Genomic DNA, 16,870 nt, shown 5'->3' on the forward strand with positions numbered 1-16,870 from the left:
GAGGAAGGCGGCGACGAGTCTTCCGCGTCAGCTTGTATGGTCCAGTAGTCTGGTGGTCGTGTCACGACGATGTTCGGAATTGGCGCGATCGATGCCGTCTACGGTGATCGCGAACATCCCGTTTTCGATCCTTGCGATCCAGCCTTTTGCCTTTAGATACCAGAGATGAAACTCCAGGTGTTCGCGCGGACAGCCTGACAAGCGCTCGAGTTCTGTATCGCCAATGCCGGGATTGTTCACGTCTTGTCGGCGTTTGACATAAAGAAGCGAGAGCACCTTGGCCTGAATGACGACGTCCCGTTCGATGCCTTTGGTGTTGCCGGCTTCCTCGGTCAACTCGCGCCGAAGGTTCAAATGGTCTTTATACTGAATGTCATACTGCGCGCGCTTGACCGGATCTCTGAGCGTATTATGAGCCTCCACGATTTCGCTGAAGCGTGCTTCATCGCCGGTGATTTGATTATCGGGATGGTAACGCATAGCAAAATGACGAAATATCCGTTCTATCGTTTCCGAATTCGCGTTCGGGCTGATTTCCAGAACTTCGTAGTAGTCAATGAACATAGTGGCGCCTCCACGACATCGCTATTGCGCACACCGGCGGGCCTCCGCCAGCATCCGCCGAGCGAAGCGTAAGTTGGCTAAAGTGTTTGGTGGGCTCACTGCGCCCCTCTCGAGTTCAACCGCGCGCCGTAATATCAGCATAAAGCTTGTACGAACTCTTTACGAAAGTCGCAGATCGGACCTCTGCCGCCATTGCTCAGACCTCTCGCATCAGACTAGAGGACTTCGGTTGAGTCGGCATGATACAAACGTCGATAGATCCGCGCCGTTGTCGCCATCGTGGATTGCAACTGCAAGTGGTTGATTCCTCCGCGATGTAGGTGCCGGGGCGCGCCACGGTCCCGCTGAGCATTTTGCGCATATGCTGCCTGGTCAGCAGGAAGGCGCCGCAGCGGTGGTTGACGCCACCCTCGATGCCGCTCTACAGGAATGAACAGCGAACCGGTCGGGAACGCCTTCGGTGCCAATCTGGTGCCAACTGCTCAAGACTGACCGAACGCGACAATCCTAAGTGATTGAAAAATCACGACGGAGGGATGGCCGAGCGGTTTAAGGCACCGGTCTTGAAAACCGGCGTGGGCGCAAGTTCACCGTGGGTTCGAATCCCACTCCCTCCGCCATCAAAAATCCGTATAAGCATTCATCCCGTCCCACCTCGAATATCCGGTCTCGGACGACGCGATCTGGATGCGATGACATTGACGGGATCACAGATCAGGAGCAAGTTGAGCGCACCGGCCGAGCCCGGGCAGGCCCGGCCGGGACCGCGTGTGCGATGAAAACCTCGAGCAGCACGGAGACTGACGGGAGGAAGAAATGAGCCGGGTCAAGGAAGTTTGCGATCGAGCACGATCGCTATGGCTGCGGGTGGTGCGATCGACCCACCCTGTCGACGATGTCGAGAACGACGAGCTGTATCGGCTGATCGACGGCAAAAACAAGGTCATCACCGGCACCAACTTCGAGGCGTCCCGCTTCGACATCAAGACCGCTCTATCGCGGTGGGAGAGCTACACGCCGCCGAACGTTAACTGAAAACTATTCCGGTTCGGAGTACTTTGGAGAGCCCAGCCACCGCGCTGGGCTTTTCCATTTCAGTGAACAATGCGATCGGCTATCTCGGCTCGAAGCCGGGTTACGAGCGCGAGTGGCCCGACCGCGAGCCAGCGAGCGCTGAGGCATGGGAGAAGGCACGCCTCCTGCTACTGGTGGTAGAAGAAGAGAAGCAGAACGATCGCAGTCAGAGGGGAGAGGGCCAGATCAAACTTACCAAGGATCAGAGGCAGCGCTTCGACGAACTGGTTGACGCGCTGCGCGCGGCGTATCTTCACCACCGTTGCCGGTCGGCGCATAGGCACTGTGAATGCATCGGCCATCTTCCTCGAAGCGGTCGCTATTTGGATAAGCTCTCTTCGGCTCAGGTCGCGGTGGCCGCCTCAAAGACCTCCTGCCGCTTATTTAGCAATCACTTGTATTCTTCCTCAAGGAGGATCATGCTTGCTGCTCTGGTCGGGAACTCTTTTGAGGGAGGTTTTCCGATGCGTATCGTGCTCTTCGTCATCGCAGTGGCGGTAACCTTCGTCCTGTGGGACAGGTCCATGAACGAAGGTCGGTATACCGCGCAGGTGGAATCAAGCTTCCGGCAGGCGGCAGCTGATCTGCCGAGCGGTTCTTACGGCCGTGAGATCAGGTTAAACCGCGACCTGATGAAGCATTGAGCCTGGAGCCGCCAGCACTTCCTAATTGCCGGCCATCAACACAAATGTTGTCCGCAATTTGCGAGGTTCGACCCGCTTGAGGCAATGTTCCGGAATATTCGGCCAAACTGCCACGCCGCATTCCTTTTCGGTGACCACAACGGGTTCGCCAGTCATCTCGACGTTGGCGGCCTCGCTGGTGGACGACGCAAACAGCAGCGTCTCGGTCACGAGCCCGGCAACGGCGGCGACCTGTGTCAGCACGATAGCGAAAGCGACATTTTTAAGCATTCGGCGACAACGCGCCGAGCGGGCTCCGGTTCCATGGTGCGCCTCGCGCCAATCCGCAGGCGAGGGCGCGCCACAATCTCGCCCGGTTCCGACCATATTCGGTTAACACCGTGATAAACAATTCCTGCGCACAAGGGATTGGGGATCAGGGTCGCTGGCATGTTTCGTGCGGGTGCTTTGGCTCCCACGGAATTCAGCTGGCAGCGAGACTGTAGGGGACATCAGGAAAAATGCAGACTTCGGCGCGCCCGCGTCTTCGTCGCGCTCCCGCTTTCGTGCTGTTCGCCGTCTCGACGGCGTTGCTGGCTGCCTGCGCGGCGCCGCAGCCGAAGGCGATGGTCGACACCAGGAAGCCGCGCTCCAAGGAGTATTTCTCCGAAACCGAATATGGCGTGAAGGCAAGCCCGCGCGTCAGGTTCACTATGGCAGGCATCCCGCGTGGCGGTGGCCGCGACCAGCTCGGCAAGCCCTACCAGGTGCGCGGCAAGTGGTACTATCCGAAGGAAGACAAGCGCTATGCCAAGGTGGGTCTCGCCTCCTGGTATGGTGACGCGTTCCACGGCCGGTTGACCGCCAATGGCGAAATCTACGACATGAAGCATCTGACCGCGGCGCATCCGACCATGCCGCTGCCAAGCTATGCCCGCGTCACCAATCTCAAGACCGGCAGCTCGGTCATCGTGCGCGTCAACGATCGCGGTCCCTATCACGAGGGGCGCATCATCGACGTGTCGCAGCGTGCCGCCGAAATGCTCGACTATGCCAATATCGGCACCGCCAAGGTGAAGGTCGAGTATGTCGGCCGCGCCCCGCTCGACGGCAATGACGACCAGTATCTGATGGCTTCCTACCATCCCGGCAACAGGGCGCCGGACCCGTCCGATGGCCTGCCGACCGGCGTCATGGTGGCCATGAATGGCCCGTCGCCGAGCCTGCCGATCAGCGCGGCCGCCGTGCCGTTTCCCGGTCAGCTGACCGATTCAGGCCAGCAGCCCGAAGCGCAGCCGGTCATGTCCTTGCAGGCGCCGTCTTCCAGCGATGTCACGCTGCCCGATTTCGGCCCGATCGTGCCTGAGCGCCCGGCAATCAACCTGCCGCCGCAATCGCCCTTTGCCATGGCTTCGCTGTCCTACGCTGATGAGCGTGTCGAGCGCGCCGACGTCTTTGCCGCTTTGGGTGGCCAGGGCATGTCGCCTGCCGATGTCCTGCAGTCCTGGAAGCGGACCAACCCGCAGACCCCGTCGGCCACCGCCGACTACGTCGCCGCCGGTACGTTCGAGGATGCCACTGAGGCCAGGCGCGTGGCGGCCGGGCTCTCGGGTTTCGGCACGACCGAGATCCAGCGCTCCGACCTCGATGGCAAGGACTGGTATTCGGTCAACCTCTATCCGGATGGCCATGGCAGCCTGGACGAGATGCTGCAGGCTGCGTGGTCGCATGGCGCGCCCGACGCGCTTGTTGTGCGCAACTGATCAATTTCGCGCTCGCGGTTGATCCGCCGGGAAAAAGCCTGATAGCTTTGCGGGCATGACGCACGCCGGCTAACGGGTCGAGATTCCTTATGCAATTTCGCTTTTTCTCACCTGTTCTGGGACTTGGCCTGCTGCTGCTCTCGCTGGCTTCGGCGAGTGCACAGCTTTTCGAGACCAAGGCCGCGCAGGCCTTCATGATCGACGCCGAAACCGGCACTGTCTTGTTCGCCAAGGACGCCGACAAGCCGATCCCTCCCGCATCGATGGCCAAGCTGATGACGATGGAGGTGGTTTTCAACGCCATCAAGTCCGGCCGCATGACGCTCGACGACACCTTCGTGGTTAGCGAGAACGCCTGGCGCACGGGCGGGGCGCCGTCGGGAACGTCGACCATGTTCGCCAAGCTCAAATCGGCGGTCAGCGTCGGAGACCTGATCCAGGGCGTGACCGTACAGGCCGCCAATGACGGCTGCATCGTGCTTGCCGAAGGCATGGCCGGATCGGAGGCGAACTTTGCCGCGCAGATGACCGAACGCGCGCGTCAGCTCGGCCTGCAGAAATCGACTTTCGTCAACGCGACCGGACTGCCGGCCGACGGGCAGCAGACGACGGTCAGGGAACTCGCGCTGCTGGCGCTGCATCTCTGGCGCAACTACCCGCAGTTCTTCCGCTATTACGGCCAGCCGGAATTCACCTGGAACAAGATCACGCAGAGGAACCGCAATCCGCTGCTCGCCATGGGCATCGAGGCCGATGGCTTCGTGGCCGGCACGAGCGAGGCGGCGGGCTTCGGCATCGTCGGCACGGTCAGCCATAACGGCACGCGGGTGATCGCGGCGATGAGCGGGCTGGCCAGCGACCGCGAGCGGTCCGAGGAAGCGCGCAAGCTGCTCGACTGGGGCTCGCGGTCGTTCGAAAAGACCGAGATCTTCGCCAAGGACGAAGTGGTCGGCGAAGCCGCAGTCTTCGGCGGCGCCAAGTCCGGCGTGGCGCTGAAAGCCAAGGGGCCGGTGGACATCTTCCTGCCGATCGCCAACCGTGACAAGCTGACCGCGAAGATCGTCTATGACGGGCCGGTTTCCGCACCGGTGGAAGCGGGGCAGCCGGTCGGCGCGCTGCGCGTCTGGATCGGCGACACGCTGAGCCAGGAGACGCCGCTCTTCGCAGCCGAGTCGGTCGGCGTCGGTACTCTGCCGCAGCGCGCGCTCGATGCCGCGAAGGAACTGGCCGTCGGCTGGCTGCGTTAGGGCAATTGCAGGAAAAGCGCGCCGAGGTTTTCCGTCCGGATTTGCGTCAAAACAGATAGTTGGAAGTGGCTTCTGGCCTCAGGTCGTGGACCTTTTTTCAAGCCGGGACTAAGACAACATCCAGACCAGGGCGGCACGGCAAGGGCAGTTTCGAGTGGCGAGCGGATTTTTCATCACCTTCGAAGGCGGCGAGGGCGCCGGCAAGTCGACGCAGATCGAGCGCCTGGCAAGTAAGATGCGTGCCAAGAAATACGATGTCCTCGTCACCCGCGAGCCGGGCGGCTCGCCGGGCGCTGAAGCGGTCAGGCATGTGCTGCTTTCAGGTGCCGCCGAACCGTTCGGCCCCAAGATGGAGGCGCTGCTTTTCGCGGCCGCGCGCTCCGACCATGTCGAGCAGGTCATCCGGCCGGCGGTCGAGCGCGGCACGATCGTGCTTTGCGACCGCTTCATCGATTCCTCGCGCGTCTACCAGGGCGTCACCGGCGGCCTCGATCCGGCCTTCATGGAGGCGCTGGAGGAGGTCGCCATCAACGGCATGGTGCCCGACATCACGCTGATCTTCGACATCGACCCGGCCGAAGGCCTGCGGCGGGCCACGGCACGGCGCGGCGCCGGCGACGGCCCGGACCGTTTCGAAAAGGAGACGCTCGATATCCACCAGCGCCGCCGCGAGGCCTTCCTGGCGATCGCCGCGGCGGAGCCGCAGCGCTGCATCGTCGTCGACGCTTCCGCCGACCCCGATACGGTCGACCATGTCGTCACCGCCGCCGTGTTCGCCGCCCTGGAGACCATGACGCCGACGCACAAGCGGCAGGCAACACCGGCATGATCTTCGAACGCATCGCCCCCGAACAGCACGACACGCTGGACGGCGTGCCGGAGTCGTCCGAAACGCCGCGCCTGGTCGGCCATGCGCAGGCCGCCGCCATGCTGGCATCGGCCTATCGCTCCGGCAAGCTGCCGCATGCGCTGATCCTTGCCGGCCCGGTCGGCATCGGCAAGGCGACTTTGGCTTTCCATCTGGCGCACCATCTCCTGAAGCATCCGGCCTTCAGCCAAGCGCCGGACGCGCTAGCGGTTCCCGATCCGGCCTCATCGCTGTTTCGCCAGATCGCCACCGGGGCGCATCCTTCCGTGCTGCATCTGACCCGCCCGGCCAACGACAAGACCAAGAGCTTCAAGACGGTCGTCACCGTCGACGAGATCCGCAAGGTCAGCCGCTTCCTGTCGCTGACCTCGCACGACGGCAGCTACCGGATCGTCATCGTCGACCCGGCCGACGACATGAACATCAATGCCGCCAATGCCTTGCTGAAGAATCTTGAGGAGCCGCCGGCGCGCACGCTGTTCATCCTCATCGTCCATGCGCCGGGCAGCCTGCTGCCGACGATCCGCTCGCGCTGCCAGATGGTGCGGCTGACGCCGCTCGACGCCGAGGATCTGATGACCGTCCTCCAGGGCATCGAACCACCGCCGCCGGAAGAGCCGGCGGCACGCGCAGCACTGGCCGAACGGGCAGGGGGCAGCGCCCGCAACGCGATCCTTTTGACGCAATATGGCGGTCTGGAGATCGCCGCCGCCCTGGACGCCCTGGTCGGCGCCAGAAAGAGCGACGTCAGCGGCGCCTATCGGCTTGCGGAGGCTGTCGGCGGCCGCGACCAGGCGATCCAGTTCGACATCTTCAACCGCCATGCGCTGGACCTGCTCTCGAACGGCGCAAGCGAGGCGGCACTTGCCGGTGATCTGGCGCGGGCCAAAACGCTGTCGGACACTTGGCACGAGGCGCTGAACGCTATATCTGAGACCGACACCTACAATCTCGACAAGAAGCAGCACGCCTTGACCATGATCGACCGCCTGAATTCCGCAATGCGAATGTGACGGGCCCTCGGGATGGCAATCGCCGTTCCGATGCGATATCCACCGCCACACTCCCATTCAGACATTCATGACGGCTCAATCCATGGCACGCGAAAAATATTACCTGACCACTCCGATCTTTTACCCGAACGGCAAGCCGCATATCGGCCATGCCTACACGGTCATTGCCAGCGACGCGCTGGCCCGCTTCCAGCGTCTCGACGGCAAGGATGTGCTGTTCCTCACGGGCACCGACGAGCACGGCCTCAAAATGCAGCAGACGGCCGAGAAGGAAGGCATCACGCCTCTGGCGCTTGCCGACCGCAATTCGGCGATCTTCCGCTCGATGACCGAAACGGTCGGCGGCTCGAACGACGAATTCATCCGCACCACCGAACCGCGCCACTACGCATCCTGCCAGGCGATCTGGAAGGCGATGGCAGCCAATGGCGACATCTATCTGGACCGCTACAGCGGCTGGTATTCGGTGCGGCAGGAGGCCTATTTCGAAGAGAGTGAAACCACGCTCGGCGACGACGGCGTGCGGCGCGAGCCGCTTGGCTCGCCGGTCGAATGGAACGAGGAGGAAAGCTATTTCTTCCGGCTGTCCGCCTATCAGGACAAATTGCTGGCGCTGTATGAAAACCAGCCGGATTTCGTCGGCCCGGCCGAGCGCCGCAACGAGGTGCAAAGCTTCGTCAAGTCCGGCCTCAAGGATATCTCGATCTCGCGCACCACCTTCAATTGGGGCGTCCCGGTGCCGGGCGACGACAAGCATGTGATGTATGTCTGGGTCGATGCCTTGACCAACTACATCACCGCCGCCGGCTATCCCGACACCAAGGCCTCGAAATGGAGCTTTTGGCCGGCCACGCACATCATCGGCAAAGACATCGTGCGCTTCCACGCGGTCTACTGGCCGGCTTTCCTGATGTCGGCCGGGATCGAACTGCCGAAGCGGGTCTTTGCCCACGGCTTCCTGTTCAACCGCGGCGAGAAGATGTCGAAATCGGTCGGCAATGTCGTCGACCCATTCACCATGGTCGAACATTACGGGCTCGACCAGGTGCGCTACTTCTTCCTGCGCGAAGTGCCGTTCGGCCAGGACGGCAGCTACAGCCACGATGCCATCGTCAACCGCACCAATGCCGATCTTGCCAATGGCCTCGGCAATCTGGCGCAGCGCTCGCTGTCGATGATCGCCAAGAACTGCGGCGGCACGGTGCCGAAGCGTGGCGATCTCACCGAGGCCGACGGCGCGATCCTCGACCAGGCAGTCGAGGCTCTCTCGGCCGCGCGCAAGGCGATGGCGGAGCAGGGCATCCACCTGGCGCTGGCGGCGATCTTCGGCGTGGTGGCGGAAGCCGACCGCTACTTCGCCTCACAGGAGCCCTGGGCGCTGAGGAAGACCGATCCGGTGCGTATGGAGACGGTGCTGTGGACGACCGCCGAAGTGGTGCGGCGTGTCGCATTGCTCTGCCAGCCCTTCATTCCGGGTTCGGCGGCAAAGCTGCTCGGCCTGCTGGCGGTGCCGGCGGGCAGCCGCGACTTCGCACATGTCCACGCCGACCATGCGCTTGTGTCCGGCACGGCCTTGCCGGCGCCGGAGGGCGTGTTCCCGCGCTACGTCGAGCAGGATGCCAAGGCCTGATGCTCGTCGACAGCCACTGCCATCTCGATTTTCCTGATTTCGCCGAGGAGCGGGCGGCCATCGTCGCCCGCGCCCTGGCGGCCGGAATTGGCCGCATGGTGACTATCTCGACACGGGTGAAGCGGTTCAATCAAATTCTTGAAATTGCGGAGTCTTTTGACGACGTCTATTGCTCAGTCGGCACCCATCCGCACAATGCCGCCGAAGAGCTTGACGTGACGACCGCCGATCTTGTCCGGCTGTCGGCCCATCCCAAGGTGGTGGCGATCGGCGAGGCAGGGCTCGATTACTTTTACGATCACGCCCCGCGCGAGGCGCAGGCGCAGGGATTTCGCACGCATATCGCCGCCGCGCGCGAGACCCGCCTGCCGCTGGTCATCCATTCGCGCGACGCCGATGACGACATGGCAGCGATTCTCGAGGACGAAACAGGGAAGGGTGCCTTCCCCTTCATCCTGCACTGTTTTTCGTCGGGACGGCGGCTGGCGGAAGTGGGCGTTGCGCTTGGCGGCTACGTGTCCTTCTCCGGCATCCTGACCTTCAAGAATTCAGCCGAGCTGCGCGCCATCGCCGCCGACGTACCGCATGACCGCCTGCTGGTCGAAACCGACGCGCCATATCTCGCGCCGATCCCGTTTCGCGGCAAGCGCAACGAGCCCGCCTATGTCGCCCACACGGCCAAGGTGCTGGCCGAGACGATCGGCGTCGGCGAGGCCGAGATCGCTGCTATCACCACGGACAACGTCTTCCGGCTTTTCGGGAAAATGCCGCGTCCGGACGCGCCGGGCGCCTGAGCATGAGCGACCGGCTGCGCCTTACCGTTCTCGGCTGCGGCTCGTCGCCAGGCACGCCACGCATCACCGGCGACTGGGGCAATTGCGACCCGGCCAATCCAAAAAACCGGCGCATGCGCACGGCGGCACTCGTCGAGCGCATCGCGGCGAACGGCGCCAGGACCACGGTCGTCATCGACACCGGCCCGGATTTCCACGAGCAGATGCTCTTGGCATCGGTCAAACGCATCGACGCGGTCATCTACACGCACCCGCATGCCGACCACATCCACGGCATCGACGATCTGCGCGGCTTCGTACTCGAACAGCGCCATTTGATCGATGTCCACGCTGATCAGCCGACGATGCAGCGCCTGCGGCAGGCGTTCGGCTACTGCTTCGAAACGCCGCCGGGCAGTTCCTATCCGCCGATCGTGCGCGCCCACATCATCGATCACGCCACGCCAGTGGTGATCGAAGGCGAGGGCGGCACCCTCACCCTCGAGCCGCTGCCGCAGATCCATGGCGACATCATCTCGCTCGGCTTTCGCATCGGCGGGCTCGCCTATTGCCCTGATATCAGCGACTTTCCGGACGCCACGGCGGAACGGCTGCGCGGCCTCGACACGCTGGTCGTCGACGCGCTGCAGTACAACCCGCATCCGAGCCATCTGTCGCTTGGCCAGGCGCTTGGCTGGATCGAGAAACTGGCGCCGAAGAACGCCGTGCTGACGCACATGCACGTGCCGCTCGACTACGCCACGGTGATGGCCGAGACGCCGGACAATGTCGTGCCGGCCTATGACGGCATGGCGATCGAAATCCCTTATGAGTCAGTGCGATAAGAATAGCCCTTCATGAGGGCGTTTGGCTCTTTGGCCCGAATATCAGCAGCGTTCCGATCCGCTCATAGCCCATCCGGGGATAAAGCAGAGCCCCGGCGTGGGTTGCGGCCAGTACCGAGCACCGCGACCCGTGTGCCCGATCGTCGTGCAGCATTTTCGCCATCAGAGCCTGGCCGAGGCCGCGACGCCGGTGCGAAGGCTCGACATACATATCCGCGCACCACGTGGCGCCCCCGGCGTCCACGCTACGCACGCGCCCAACGATAGCGTCGCCATCGACCGCCACATACTGGCGGAACGGCGCGCCGTCGCCGAGCAGATTGTCGGCGATCGGGCGCCTGCGCATGATCTTTCCCAACTGCGCCGCCCGTTCGGCTGTGCGCACGCGTTCGACCGAAGCAACCGCCGGCGGGCTTGGAATCTGGCGCAGCCGGTGGATGAAAAAGCCTTCCGTCCGAAGCAGCCGGTAGCCGAGAGCCTTGTATGCGGTTCGCGTCGGCCCATCCGGTTCGTCGTTCGCGATCACGACGGAAATGGCAAAGCCCGGCCGCGCATGCTGCCGCACGATAGCATTGGCTTCCTGAGCGGCAACGTCATGGACGACCCATTCCTCGCTGCGGTAGTCGCGAGAATTCTTGCGCTCGGCATCGCGCATCAGCCACAAGGGCCCGACGCGGCTGGCTTCGTAAGGAAACGTGTGGCTCTTGCCGGTGCTGTAGCCATGCACGAACACCTCGATTGCCGATTCAATCTCACGCTTTGCTGTCGCCATCCGGGCAGCGTAGCGTTGGCCATCTGCTCAAGGCAACACACATCGATCGTGGCAAGCCTATGAAAATCAGCGGCAATTTCCAGATATCGGCCAAAGCATAAGTTCCATAATCTATCTTATGCGACTTTCGGATGCGGCTGCCTACGGCGCGCTCGGGCCAAGAGCCGTCGCCCCACTAATCCAAAATGACGATGGCCTCCACTTCGAAGAGCATGGGGACGATTGCAAGCTTGGGAACGGGGACCAGAGTCTGCGCAGGCAGCGCCTCACCGAACATTTCCTTGACGTTCTTGGTCAGCACCTCAAGCTTGGACATATCGTGATCGACCACGAAGACGGTGAGCTTGGCGACCTGATTGGGTTTCGCGCCGATACCCTCGAGCGCGGCGCTCAGGTTCGCATAGGCCTGTTTCACCTGGACAGCGAAGTCGGGCGACAGGCCTCCCGTGCTGTCCTGGCCGCCCTGCCCGGAAATGTAGGCCACCCGGGCGCCGGGCGGCGTGATCACCGCCGTGCTGTAGCCGTTGGGCGACGGGTCGTAGAGGGTCTTCGGATTGACGATGGTCAGCTTGTTTTCCGTCGCCGTCGCTGCTGTGGGGATTGATATGTTCATGATGACTAGCCCTCCGATAAGCAGATGCTTGATTGCGCGTGACATGATTGTCTCTTGGCTCCGCGGGCTGCGAGCGACCTCGCGACCGGCATGATTGCACTTTAACCATATCAGCCATAGGGTGACTCATACGATGTACGAGTCATCGTATGGTACAACGTACTAGCCAAGTGGTCAGCATCGACATTCCTGACGGTGACTGCCAAAATCGAAGTTCGGCGAGAGAGGAAGATGATGGCAGCCAAACGCAGCGGCGCCGGGAGCAAACGAGCAAGGGCGGCGCCCCAACCCGCGCAGGAGGTGCCTGGTGAACCGCCTCTCTCCCGGGACCGTATCGTAGCGACCGCGCTGGAACTTCTGGACGCTCAAGGGCTCGACGGATTAACGATGCGTCGGCTGGCCGATCGCCTCGGCGCGGGCGCGATGAGCCTGTACTGGCACGTCGACAACAAGGAGGAGGTCTTTGATCTGGCGCTCGATTCGGTGCTCGAGTATCGCGGACAGCCGCAAATGGTTGAGTCTCAAGACTGGCGCGCAGATGTCGTTCATATGCTCGAAGACTGGCGCACCAGCATGCTGCGCCATCCCTGGTCGGCATCGCTGTTGCCGCGCCGGGCCCTCGGCCCGAACATCCTCGGTCGCCTGGAATTGCTGAGCAAGACCTTGTCGAGGGCCGGTGTAGCGGACGCAGATCTGAACGTCGCGATATGGTCGCTGTGGAACTATGTTATGGGCGCCACCATCACCCGGGGGAACTTCGACCTCTCGGACGACGACAGGACCGCCGCGCAGCAGCGCCTTACCAGCGAACGCTACCCGACGATCGAACGCTCCCGCCTGCTGTTGGATGACGATTGGGACGGCGCTTTCCGGAAAGGTCTCGACTTCCTGCTCGATGGCCTCGCTCCAAGATAAGAACTTGGTTGCAACATCAGATAAGCCCTCTCCGCAAACGACCCTATCCTGCGCCCTCAACACCGAAATTTCAGCTGAACCATCATCAAGGCCATCCAGAAATGACCGCCTCGCCTCCCTTTCTCGGCTTCCCCGATCGCCTCGCCGATGGTCGCATGCCCCGTGCGGTGATCTTCGGAGCCGGGCACGGCAGCACCTATCCCGGCAACGACAGCAGCGGCCATGCCTTGGCCGCCGACGCCATCCGCATGGAGCGCGGGTCGTCGTCACCCTCGACTGCGACGGCCTCGATCCCGGCATCATGCCGGGCGTGGCCGCGCGCACGCCCGGCGGCCTCACCTACACGCAGGTGATCGACCTGATCGCTGGCCTCGGCAAGCGGGCCAGGATCGCGGGATTCGACCTTGTCGAGCTTTATCCGCCCGCCGACATTGACGGCCCGTCGGCCCTGACCGCCGCGCGCCTTCTCGTCAATGCGATCGGCACCATCGTCAGGCAGATTTGAAACCCGGCTTACCCTCGCCTCTATGCCGCTTTGAAGCCTGCTCGAGCGTCCATGTATGCTGACGGACTGGGCTCGCTTTTCATCATCGTTTCTCGCCAAGTCTCCTGCTCGGCGTTTATCAGAGCCAATTCCCAAACACAGGCGATAACAGGTCTCGTTACCGTATCCATCGGTTCAGTGGCGGAATACAGCTTCCGATAGATATGCTGACAAAGCACCGAACCTTGTATCCACCAGTGAGCCGAGATGGAAACACCCAGCTCGCCGGGATGAATGATCACAAAGCCCATGCCATTGTCATCGCCCTCGTCCGCCACCCGCTGCAGAACCTCCTCGCGCACGAATGACTGCGCCAGGGTCGCCATAGGCCCGTCGACTTCCTTGTTGTCTGCGACGAGGCCATAGACTTTGAGCTTGAGGCCGCCAATGTCCCATTGGCCCAAATTTGAAACACCACGTGGACGGTAGATCTCGATTGTTTTGGAATTCATTGAGCTTACTCCGACCAGCCGTCGTGCACGACGCTACAACAGACGTACCTGATAGCTCAGAACACGCTTCGCGGCAGGCTCGATCAGCATCACGCCGGGTTTGTCGGTGAATTCACCATCGAAATCCGTTGGGCTTGCAATGCCGTGCCAGGGCTCGATGCAGAGGAACGGCGCGCCGCCCGGCTTGGACCAGATGCCCAGCTCCTGGAATCCTTGCCACGACATTTCGATCGCCGGGCCTTGGTCTGCGGCGTAGCGCACGCTGGTGCTGGCAGGCCGATCCAGGATGACGGCGTCGTCTTCAAACAGCCGTTCCGACAGGGCGAGGCTCTTGCCTTCGATGGGCGTGGGCTGCGGCTTTGGCAGCAGAAGGCCATCCTTCAGCCGGCGGATCGGCGCCGGTTCATTGTCGGCAAAGGCCAACTGGTAGGCTTCCTTCGACAGACCCGGCAGCAACGGCCAATTGAATGCCGGGTGCGCCCCGATCGATGCTGGCAGCGTCTCGTCGCCGGTGTTGGTGATCTCAAACGTGACGCCGAGCTGCCGCTGGCCCAGGCTGTAGCTGACCGCGAGGCGAAAGGCGAACGGGTAGTGGACACGGGTATCGGCATCGTCGGTCAAAACCAGCGTGCATGACCGAGGCCCCTGCTCCGCCCACGTGAAGCGTCTGTCGCGGGCGAATCCATGCTGTGTCATCGGATAGTTGCGCCCCTGATGGCGCAACCGGTCGTCCTTCAGTCGGCCGACGATCGGGAACAGAACCGGAGAGTGACGCCGCCAGGCCGGACCAGCCTGCCACAGAAGCTCGGTTCCCTCGGCATCGCGCAAGGAGACCAGTTCGGCGCCCTGCTCGACCACGGTCGCCGAGATGCCGTCACCGTGAAGCGTCACCTGTTCCATACATCCTCGCGGCTGGCTGGTGTGGCCGCAGGCTAGCAAAGGGCCCAGCGCGAACTCAAGAGCGGCGGGCTGCGCCGCAACTCATACATACAGCCGCGACGAGCGCTTTCACGCTACGGGCGAGATCGCGCCCGCTTCAAATGAAAAACCGTGGCCGGAGGTTTCCCTTCGGCCACGGCAAGGTTCGAGATGTTGCCTTGCTACGGTCCGGCTACTCGCGCTCGCCGGTGAAGTTCAGCAACAGCTGGAAGATGTTGATAAAGTTCAGATAAAGCGAGAAGGCGCCGAACACGGCGAGCTTCTGCTGCGATTCCGCGTCGAAATTCTCGGCATACTGTTCCTTGATCGTCTGCGTATCCCAGGCGGTCAGGCCGATGAACACGGCGATGCCGATCACCGAGATAGCGAACTGCAGCGCCGTCGAGCCGAGGAAGAGGTTCACCACGCTGGCGATCACCACGCCGATCAGGCCCATGATCAGGAAGGACGAGAACTGGGTCAGGTCGCGTTTGGTCGTGTAGCCGTAGAGGCTGGTGGCGCCGAACATGGTGGCGGCGATGAAGAAGGTGCGCGCGATGCTGGTCCCGGTGAAGACCAGGAACACGGAAGCCAGCGACAGGCCCATGACGGCGCAGAAGGCCCAGAACATGGCCTGGGCGCTTGCTGCCGACATCGTCTGCATCTTGAACGAGAACAGCAGCACGAAGGCGAGCGGCGCCAGCATCACCACCCATTTCAGCGGGGTGGAGAAGATCGGCACGTAGAGAGCGGGCGTCGAGGCCACGGCGAAGGCGACGAGGCCAGTGACGACCAGGCCGAGGCCCATATAGTTGTAGATGCGCAACATATGCTGGCGCAGGCCCTCGTCATACACGGCGCCGGCTCGGGCGCCGGTGCCCACGCGGTATCCAAGATCGGGGGTATTCATGCTGGTTCTCCTTGGCTGGATCGGATCAGTAAAGCGTTTTGGCGAGTGTCTCGGCGGCGCGGTCGAGGTCGCGGACATCGCTTCGCGCGACGATTGCGTAGGCGACATCGCCAATCTGGAAATAGGCTGACGAGATATCGCCCGAGGGTGCGACGGCAGGCCTGACCACGTCGAATGTTCCCGGCCTGATGGCAAAGAGCGAGATAAGCCCAAGCTCCCCGGCTTCGACGATCATTTCGACGCTCGGGCCGAACTGTGACGGATAGACCTGTACGTCGCGGACCTTCCAGTCCTTCGGCAGCGACGGCATGACGATCGCCGTGGCGGCGCGGATCTCGTCGCTGTCGTAATTCGGCGCCTCGGTCTGGGATGCCATGGTTTCGCGCATCAGCGTCGTCCGATGCGCCCGGATCGCCTCCTCGAGATAGGCCGGCGGCTGGGTCGAGGCGACGACCTGGGTCACCGGCCCGAGCATGCCGTTCGCCAGCCAGCCCGCGGCGACGAAGACGGCGACCGCCGCCGCCCGCTGCAGCACGCCGAGCACACGGCCCCGGGCGAGTCCCCTCTCCAGCCGCCGGGCGGCATCGGCCGTTGCCGGCCGCGCCATGCCTTTTGAACCGGCAAGCGCCACCCGCAGTTCGTCGCGTGTCCTGAGGTCGGACATCACCCGCGCCGCCGTTTCGGGACGCGCGGACAAAAACGCCTCGACCTCGATACGGCGGGCAACGTCCAGCTGGTCGTCGACATAAGCGTCAAGGTCGGCGTCGGTCACGGGATCCAGCACTGCAGTCATGGCTCGCCTCTCACGATCCGGAGATGATTTTTGGCGCGCGCCGGCGCGTTGTCTTCCATCTCGCGCAGCGCCGCGCGTGCCCGGCCGATGCGTGACATCAGCGTTCCCAACGGTACGCCGATGGCCTTGGCTGCCTGCTCGTAGGTAAGGCCCTCGATGGCGACGAGATGCAGCGCCGAGCGCTGCTCGTCCGGCAGCGCGAAAAAGGCTTCACGTATCTGCGCCAGGCGAACGGAATGCTCCTGCGGAGCCTGCGTGCTGCTGTCGGCGAGGTGTCCAGCCTGCTCGAGGCGCGCCGCTTCGGAGCGGCGCGACCGCAAGCGGTCGATGAAGGCATTGTGGACGATCGACAGCAGCCACGCGCGCAAATTGCCGCCGGCGCGGAAAGTGCCGCGCCGCTCATAGGCCCGCACCAGCGCATCATGCACCAGATCCTCGGCATCGGCGCTGTTGCGCGTCAACGAGTGCGCGTAGCGGCGGAGCGAACCCAGCTGTCCTACGATATCGAAGCGTGGCATCGACCGTTTCATGCCCTGTTTACGGAGCACGGTAA

General features: G+C 62.9%; 19 protein-coding genes, 1 tRNA gene and 1 pseudogene. 12 read left to right on the forward strand and 9 right to left on the reverse strand.

Going from position 1 to position 16,870, the window contains the following annotated elements:
• Positions 1-27: 27 nt before the first annotated feature.
• Positions 28-564 carry a DnaJ domain-containing protein gene (locus DH08_RS21020; RefSeq protein WP_192181136.1) on the reverse strand — a complete coding sequence of 179 codons (537 nt, stop codon included), beginning with the start codon at positions 562-564 and terminating at the stop codon, positions 28-30.
• Positions 565-1,094: 530 nt separating this feature from the next.
• Between DH08_RS21020 and DH08_RS21025 the strand changes: the two genes are divergently transcribed.
• The 3 genes from DH08_RS21025 to DH08_RS21035 all read left to right on the forward strand — a co-directional run bounded on the left by DH08_RS21025 (position 1,095) and on the right by DH08_RS21035 (position 2,282).
• Positions 1,095-1,184 (forward strand) — tRNA-Ser (locus DH08_RS21025).
• Positions 1,185-1,380: 196 nt separating this feature from the next.
• Positions 1,381-1,599: a hypothetical protein gene (locus tag DH08_RS21030; RefSeq protein WP_192181137.1), complete on the forward strand. Its 219-nt coding sequence runs from the start codon at positions 1,381-1,383 to the stop codon at positions 1,597-1,599.
• Between the two features lie 23 nt (positions 1,600-1,622).
• Positions 1,623-2,282, forward strand: a complete 660-nt coding sequence (locus DH08_RS21035; RefSeq protein WP_192181138.1) for a hypothetical protein — start codon at positions 1,623-1,625, stop codon at positions 2,280-2,282.
• Positions 2,283-2,303: 21 nt separating this feature from the next.
• On the opposite strand, the gene DH08_RS21040 is transcribed toward DH08_RS21035, so the two are convergent.
• Positions 2,304-2,552 (reverse strand): hypothetical protein, encoded by a 249-nt coding sequence (locus DH08_RS21040; RefSeq protein ID WP_192181139.1) that lies wholly within the window; start codon positions 2,550-2,552, stop codon positions 2,304-2,306.
• 230 nt (positions 2,553-2,782) lie between these two features.
• On the opposite strand from DH08_RS21040, the gene DH08_RS21045 reads away from it, so the two are divergent.
• From DH08_RS21045 to DH08_RS21075, 7 genes are all read left to right on the forward strand, one after another.
• A complete protein-coding gene (locus tag DH08_RS21045; RefSeq protein ID WP_192181140.1) occupies positions 2,783-4,024 on the forward strand; it encodes a septal ring lytic transglycosylase RlpA family protein in 1,242 nt (413 codons plus the stop codon).
• Between the two features lie 89 nt (positions 4,025-4,113).
• Positions 4,114-5,271 (forward strand): D-alanyl-D-alanine carboxypeptidase family protein, encoded by a 1,158-nt coding sequence (locus DH08_RS21050; protein ID WP_192181141.1) that lies wholly within the window; start codon positions 4,114-4,116, stop codon positions 5,269-5,271.
• Between the two features lie 154 nt (positions 5,272-5,425).
• Positions 5,426-6,100 (forward strand): dTMP kinase, encoded by a 675-nt coding sequence (tmk, locus tag DH08_RS21055; protein WP_192181142.1) that lies wholly within the window; start codon positions 5,426-5,428, stop codon positions 6,098-6,100.
• Entirely contained in the window at positions 6,097-7,152 is a 1,056-nt protein-coding gene (locus DH08_RS21060) for a DNA polymerase III subunit delta' (protein ID WP_192181143.1), read from the forward strand. The genes tmk and DH08_RS21060 overlap by 4 nt, the downstream gene beginning before the upstream one ends.
• Positions 7,153-7,234: 82 nt before the next feature.
• On the forward strand, positions 7,235-8,782 hold the full coding sequence (gene metG / locus DH08_RS21065; RefSeq protein WP_192181144.1) for a methionine--tRNA ligase: 1,548 nt from the start codon (positions 7,235-7,237) through the stop codon (positions 8,780-8,782).
• A complete protein-coding gene (locus tag DH08_RS21070; protein WP_192181145.1) occupies positions 8,782-9,576 on the forward strand; it encodes a TatD family hydrolase in 795 nt (264 codons plus the stop codon). Before metG ends, DH08_RS21070 begins: the two co-directional genes overlap by 1 nt.
• A 2-nt stretch (positions 9,577-9,578) precedes the next feature.
• Entirely contained in the window at positions 9,579-10,400 is an 822-nt protein-coding gene (locus tag DH08_RS21075; protein ID WP_192181146.1) for an MBL fold metallo-hydrolase, read from the forward strand.
• A 10-nt stretch (positions 10,401-10,410) separates the two neighbouring features.
• On the opposite strand, the gene DH08_RS21080 is transcribed toward DH08_RS21075, so the two are convergent.
• Both DH08_RS21080 and DH08_RS21085 read right to left on the reverse strand, forming a co-directional pair.
• A complete protein-coding gene (locus DH08_RS21080; RefSeq protein ID WP_345892429.1) occupies positions 10,411-11,133 on the reverse strand; it encodes a GNAT family N-acetyltransferase in 723 nt (240 codons plus the stop codon).
• Positions 11,134-11,347: 214 nt separating this feature from the next.
• Positions 11,348-11,830, reverse strand: coding sequence for a RidA family protein (locus tag DH08_RS21085; protein WP_192181148.1), 483 nt, complete (start codon positions 11,828-11,830; stop codon positions 11,348-11,350).
• Between the two features lie 189 nt (positions 11,831-12,019).
• On the opposite strand from DH08_RS21085, the gene DH08_RS21090 reads away from it, so the two are divergent.
• Both DH08_RS21090 and DH08_RS21095 read left to right on the forward strand, forming a co-directional pair.
• Positions 12,020-12,700: a TetR/AcrR family transcriptional regulator gene (locus DH08_RS21090; protein WP_192181219.1), complete on the forward strand. Its 681-nt coding sequence runs from the start codon at positions 12,020-12,022 to the stop codon at positions 12,698-12,700.
• 235 nt (positions 12,701-12,935) lie between these two features.
• A pseudogene (locus DH08_RS21095) lies at positions 12,936-13,205 on the forward strand (arginase family protein); the annotation flags it as partial.
• 20 nt (positions 13,206-13,225) lie between these two features.
• Here DH08_RS21095 and DH08_RS21100 read toward each other — a convergent pair.
• The 5 genes from DH08_RS21100 to DH08_RS21120 all read right to left on the reverse strand — a co-directional run bounded on the left by DH08_RS21100 (position 13,226) and on the right by DH08_RS21120 (position 16,847).
• Positions 13,226-13,696: a hypothetical protein gene (locus DH08_RS21100; protein ID WP_192181149.1), complete on the reverse strand. Its 471-nt coding sequence runs from the start codon at positions 13,694-13,696 to the stop codon at positions 13,226-13,228.
• Between the two features lie 33 nt (positions 13,697-13,729).
• Complete coding sequence (locus DH08_RS21105) at positions 13,730-14,596, reverse strand: aldose 1-epimerase family protein (protein WP_192181150.1); 867 nt, start codon at positions 14,594-14,596, stop codon at positions 13,730-13,732.
• A gap of 211 nt (positions 14,597-14,807) precedes the next feature.
• Positions 14,808-15,524, reverse strand: a complete 717-nt coding sequence (locus DH08_RS21110) for a Bax inhibitor-1/YccA family protein (RefSeq protein WP_192181151.1) — start codon at positions 15,522-15,524, stop codon at positions 14,808-14,810.
• A gap of 25 nt (positions 15,525-15,549) precedes the next feature.
• A complete protein-coding gene (locus tag DH08_RS21115) occupies positions 15,550-16,317 on the reverse strand; it encodes an anti-sigma factor family protein (protein ID WP_192181152.1) in 768 nt (255 codons plus the stop codon).
• On the reverse strand, positions 16,314-16,847 hold the full coding sequence (locus tag DH08_RS21120; protein ID WP_428338783.1) for a sigma-70 family RNA polymerase sigma factor: 534 nt from the start codon (positions 16,845-16,847) through the stop codon (positions 16,314-16,316). Before DH08_RS21120 ends, DH08_RS21115 begins: the two co-directional genes overlap by 4 nt.
• Positions 16,848-16,870 lie beyond the last annotated feature (23 nt).

Source organism: Mesorhizobium amorphae, assembly GCF_014843845.1.
GTDB lineage: Bacteria > Pseudomonadota > Alphaproteobacteria > Rhizobiales > Rhizobiaceae > Mesorhizobium > Mesorhizobium amorphae_A.

Bases quoted from the DNA above. Each gene is read 5' to 3' on its own strand.
- DH08_RS21105 (WP_192181150.1), bottom strand. From the start codon at position 14,596: ATGGAACAGGTGACGCTTCACGGTGACGGCATCTCGGCGACCGTGGTC.
- DH08_RS21100 (WP_192181149.1), bottom strand. From the start codon at position 13,696: ATGAATTCCAAAACAATCGAGATCTACCGTCCACGTGGTGTTTCAAAT.
- DH08_RS21115 (WP_192181152.1), bottom strand. From the start codon at position 16,317: ATGACTGCAGTGCTGGATCCCGTGACCGACGCCGACCTTGACGCTTAT.
- metG (WP_192181144.1), top strand. From the start codon at position 7,235: ATGGCACGCGAAAAATATTACCTGACCACTCCGATCTTTTACCCGAAC.
- DH08_RS21020 (WP_192181136.1), bottom strand. From the start codon at position 564: ATGTTCATTGACTACTACGAAGTTCTGGAAATCAGCCCGAACGCGAAT.
- DH08_RS21030 (WP_192181137.1), top strand. From the start codon at position 1,381: ATGAGCCGGGTCAAGGAAGTTTGCGATCGAGCACGATCGCTATGGCTG.
- DH08_RS21120 (WP_428338783.1), bottom strand. From the start codon at position 16,847: ATGAAACGGTCGATGCCACGCTTCGATATCGTAGGACAGCTGGGTTCG.
- DH08_RS21110 (WP_192181151.1), bottom strand. From the start codon at position 15,524: ATGAATACCCCCGATCTTGGATACCGCGTGGGCACCGGCGCCCGAGCC.
- DH08_RS21090 (WP_192181219.1), top strand. From the start codon at position 12,020: ATGGCAGCCAAACGCAGCGGCGCCGGGAGCAAACGAGCAAGGGCGGCG.
- DH08_RS21085 (WP_192181148.1), bottom strand. From the start codon at position 11,830: ATGTCACGCGCAATCAAGCATCTGCTTATCGGAGGGCTAGTCATCATG.
- DH08_RS21045 (WP_192181140.1), top strand. From the start codon at position 2,783: ATGCAGACTTCGGCGCGCCCGCGTCTTCGTCGCGCTCCCGCTTTCGTG.
- DH08_RS21040 (WP_192181139.1), bottom strand. From the start codon at position 2,552: ATGCTTAAAAATGTCGCTTTCGCTATCGTGCTGACACAGGTCGCCGCC.
- DH08_RS21060 (WP_192181143.1), top strand. From the start codon at position 6,097: ATGATCTTCGAACGCATCGCCCCCGAACAGCACGACACGCTGGACGGC.
- DH08_RS21070 (WP_192181145.1), top strand. From the start codon at position 8,782: ATGCTCGTCGACAGCCACTGCCATCTCGATTTTCCTGATTTCGCCGAG.
- DH08_RS21050 (WP_192181141.1), top strand. From the start codon at position 4,114: ATGCAATTTCGCTTTTTCTCACCTGTTCTGGGACTTGGCCTGCTGCTG.
- DH08_RS21075 (WP_192181146.1), top strand. From the start codon at position 9,579: ATGAGCGACCGGCTGCGCCTTACCGTTCTCGGCTGCGGCTCGTCGCCA.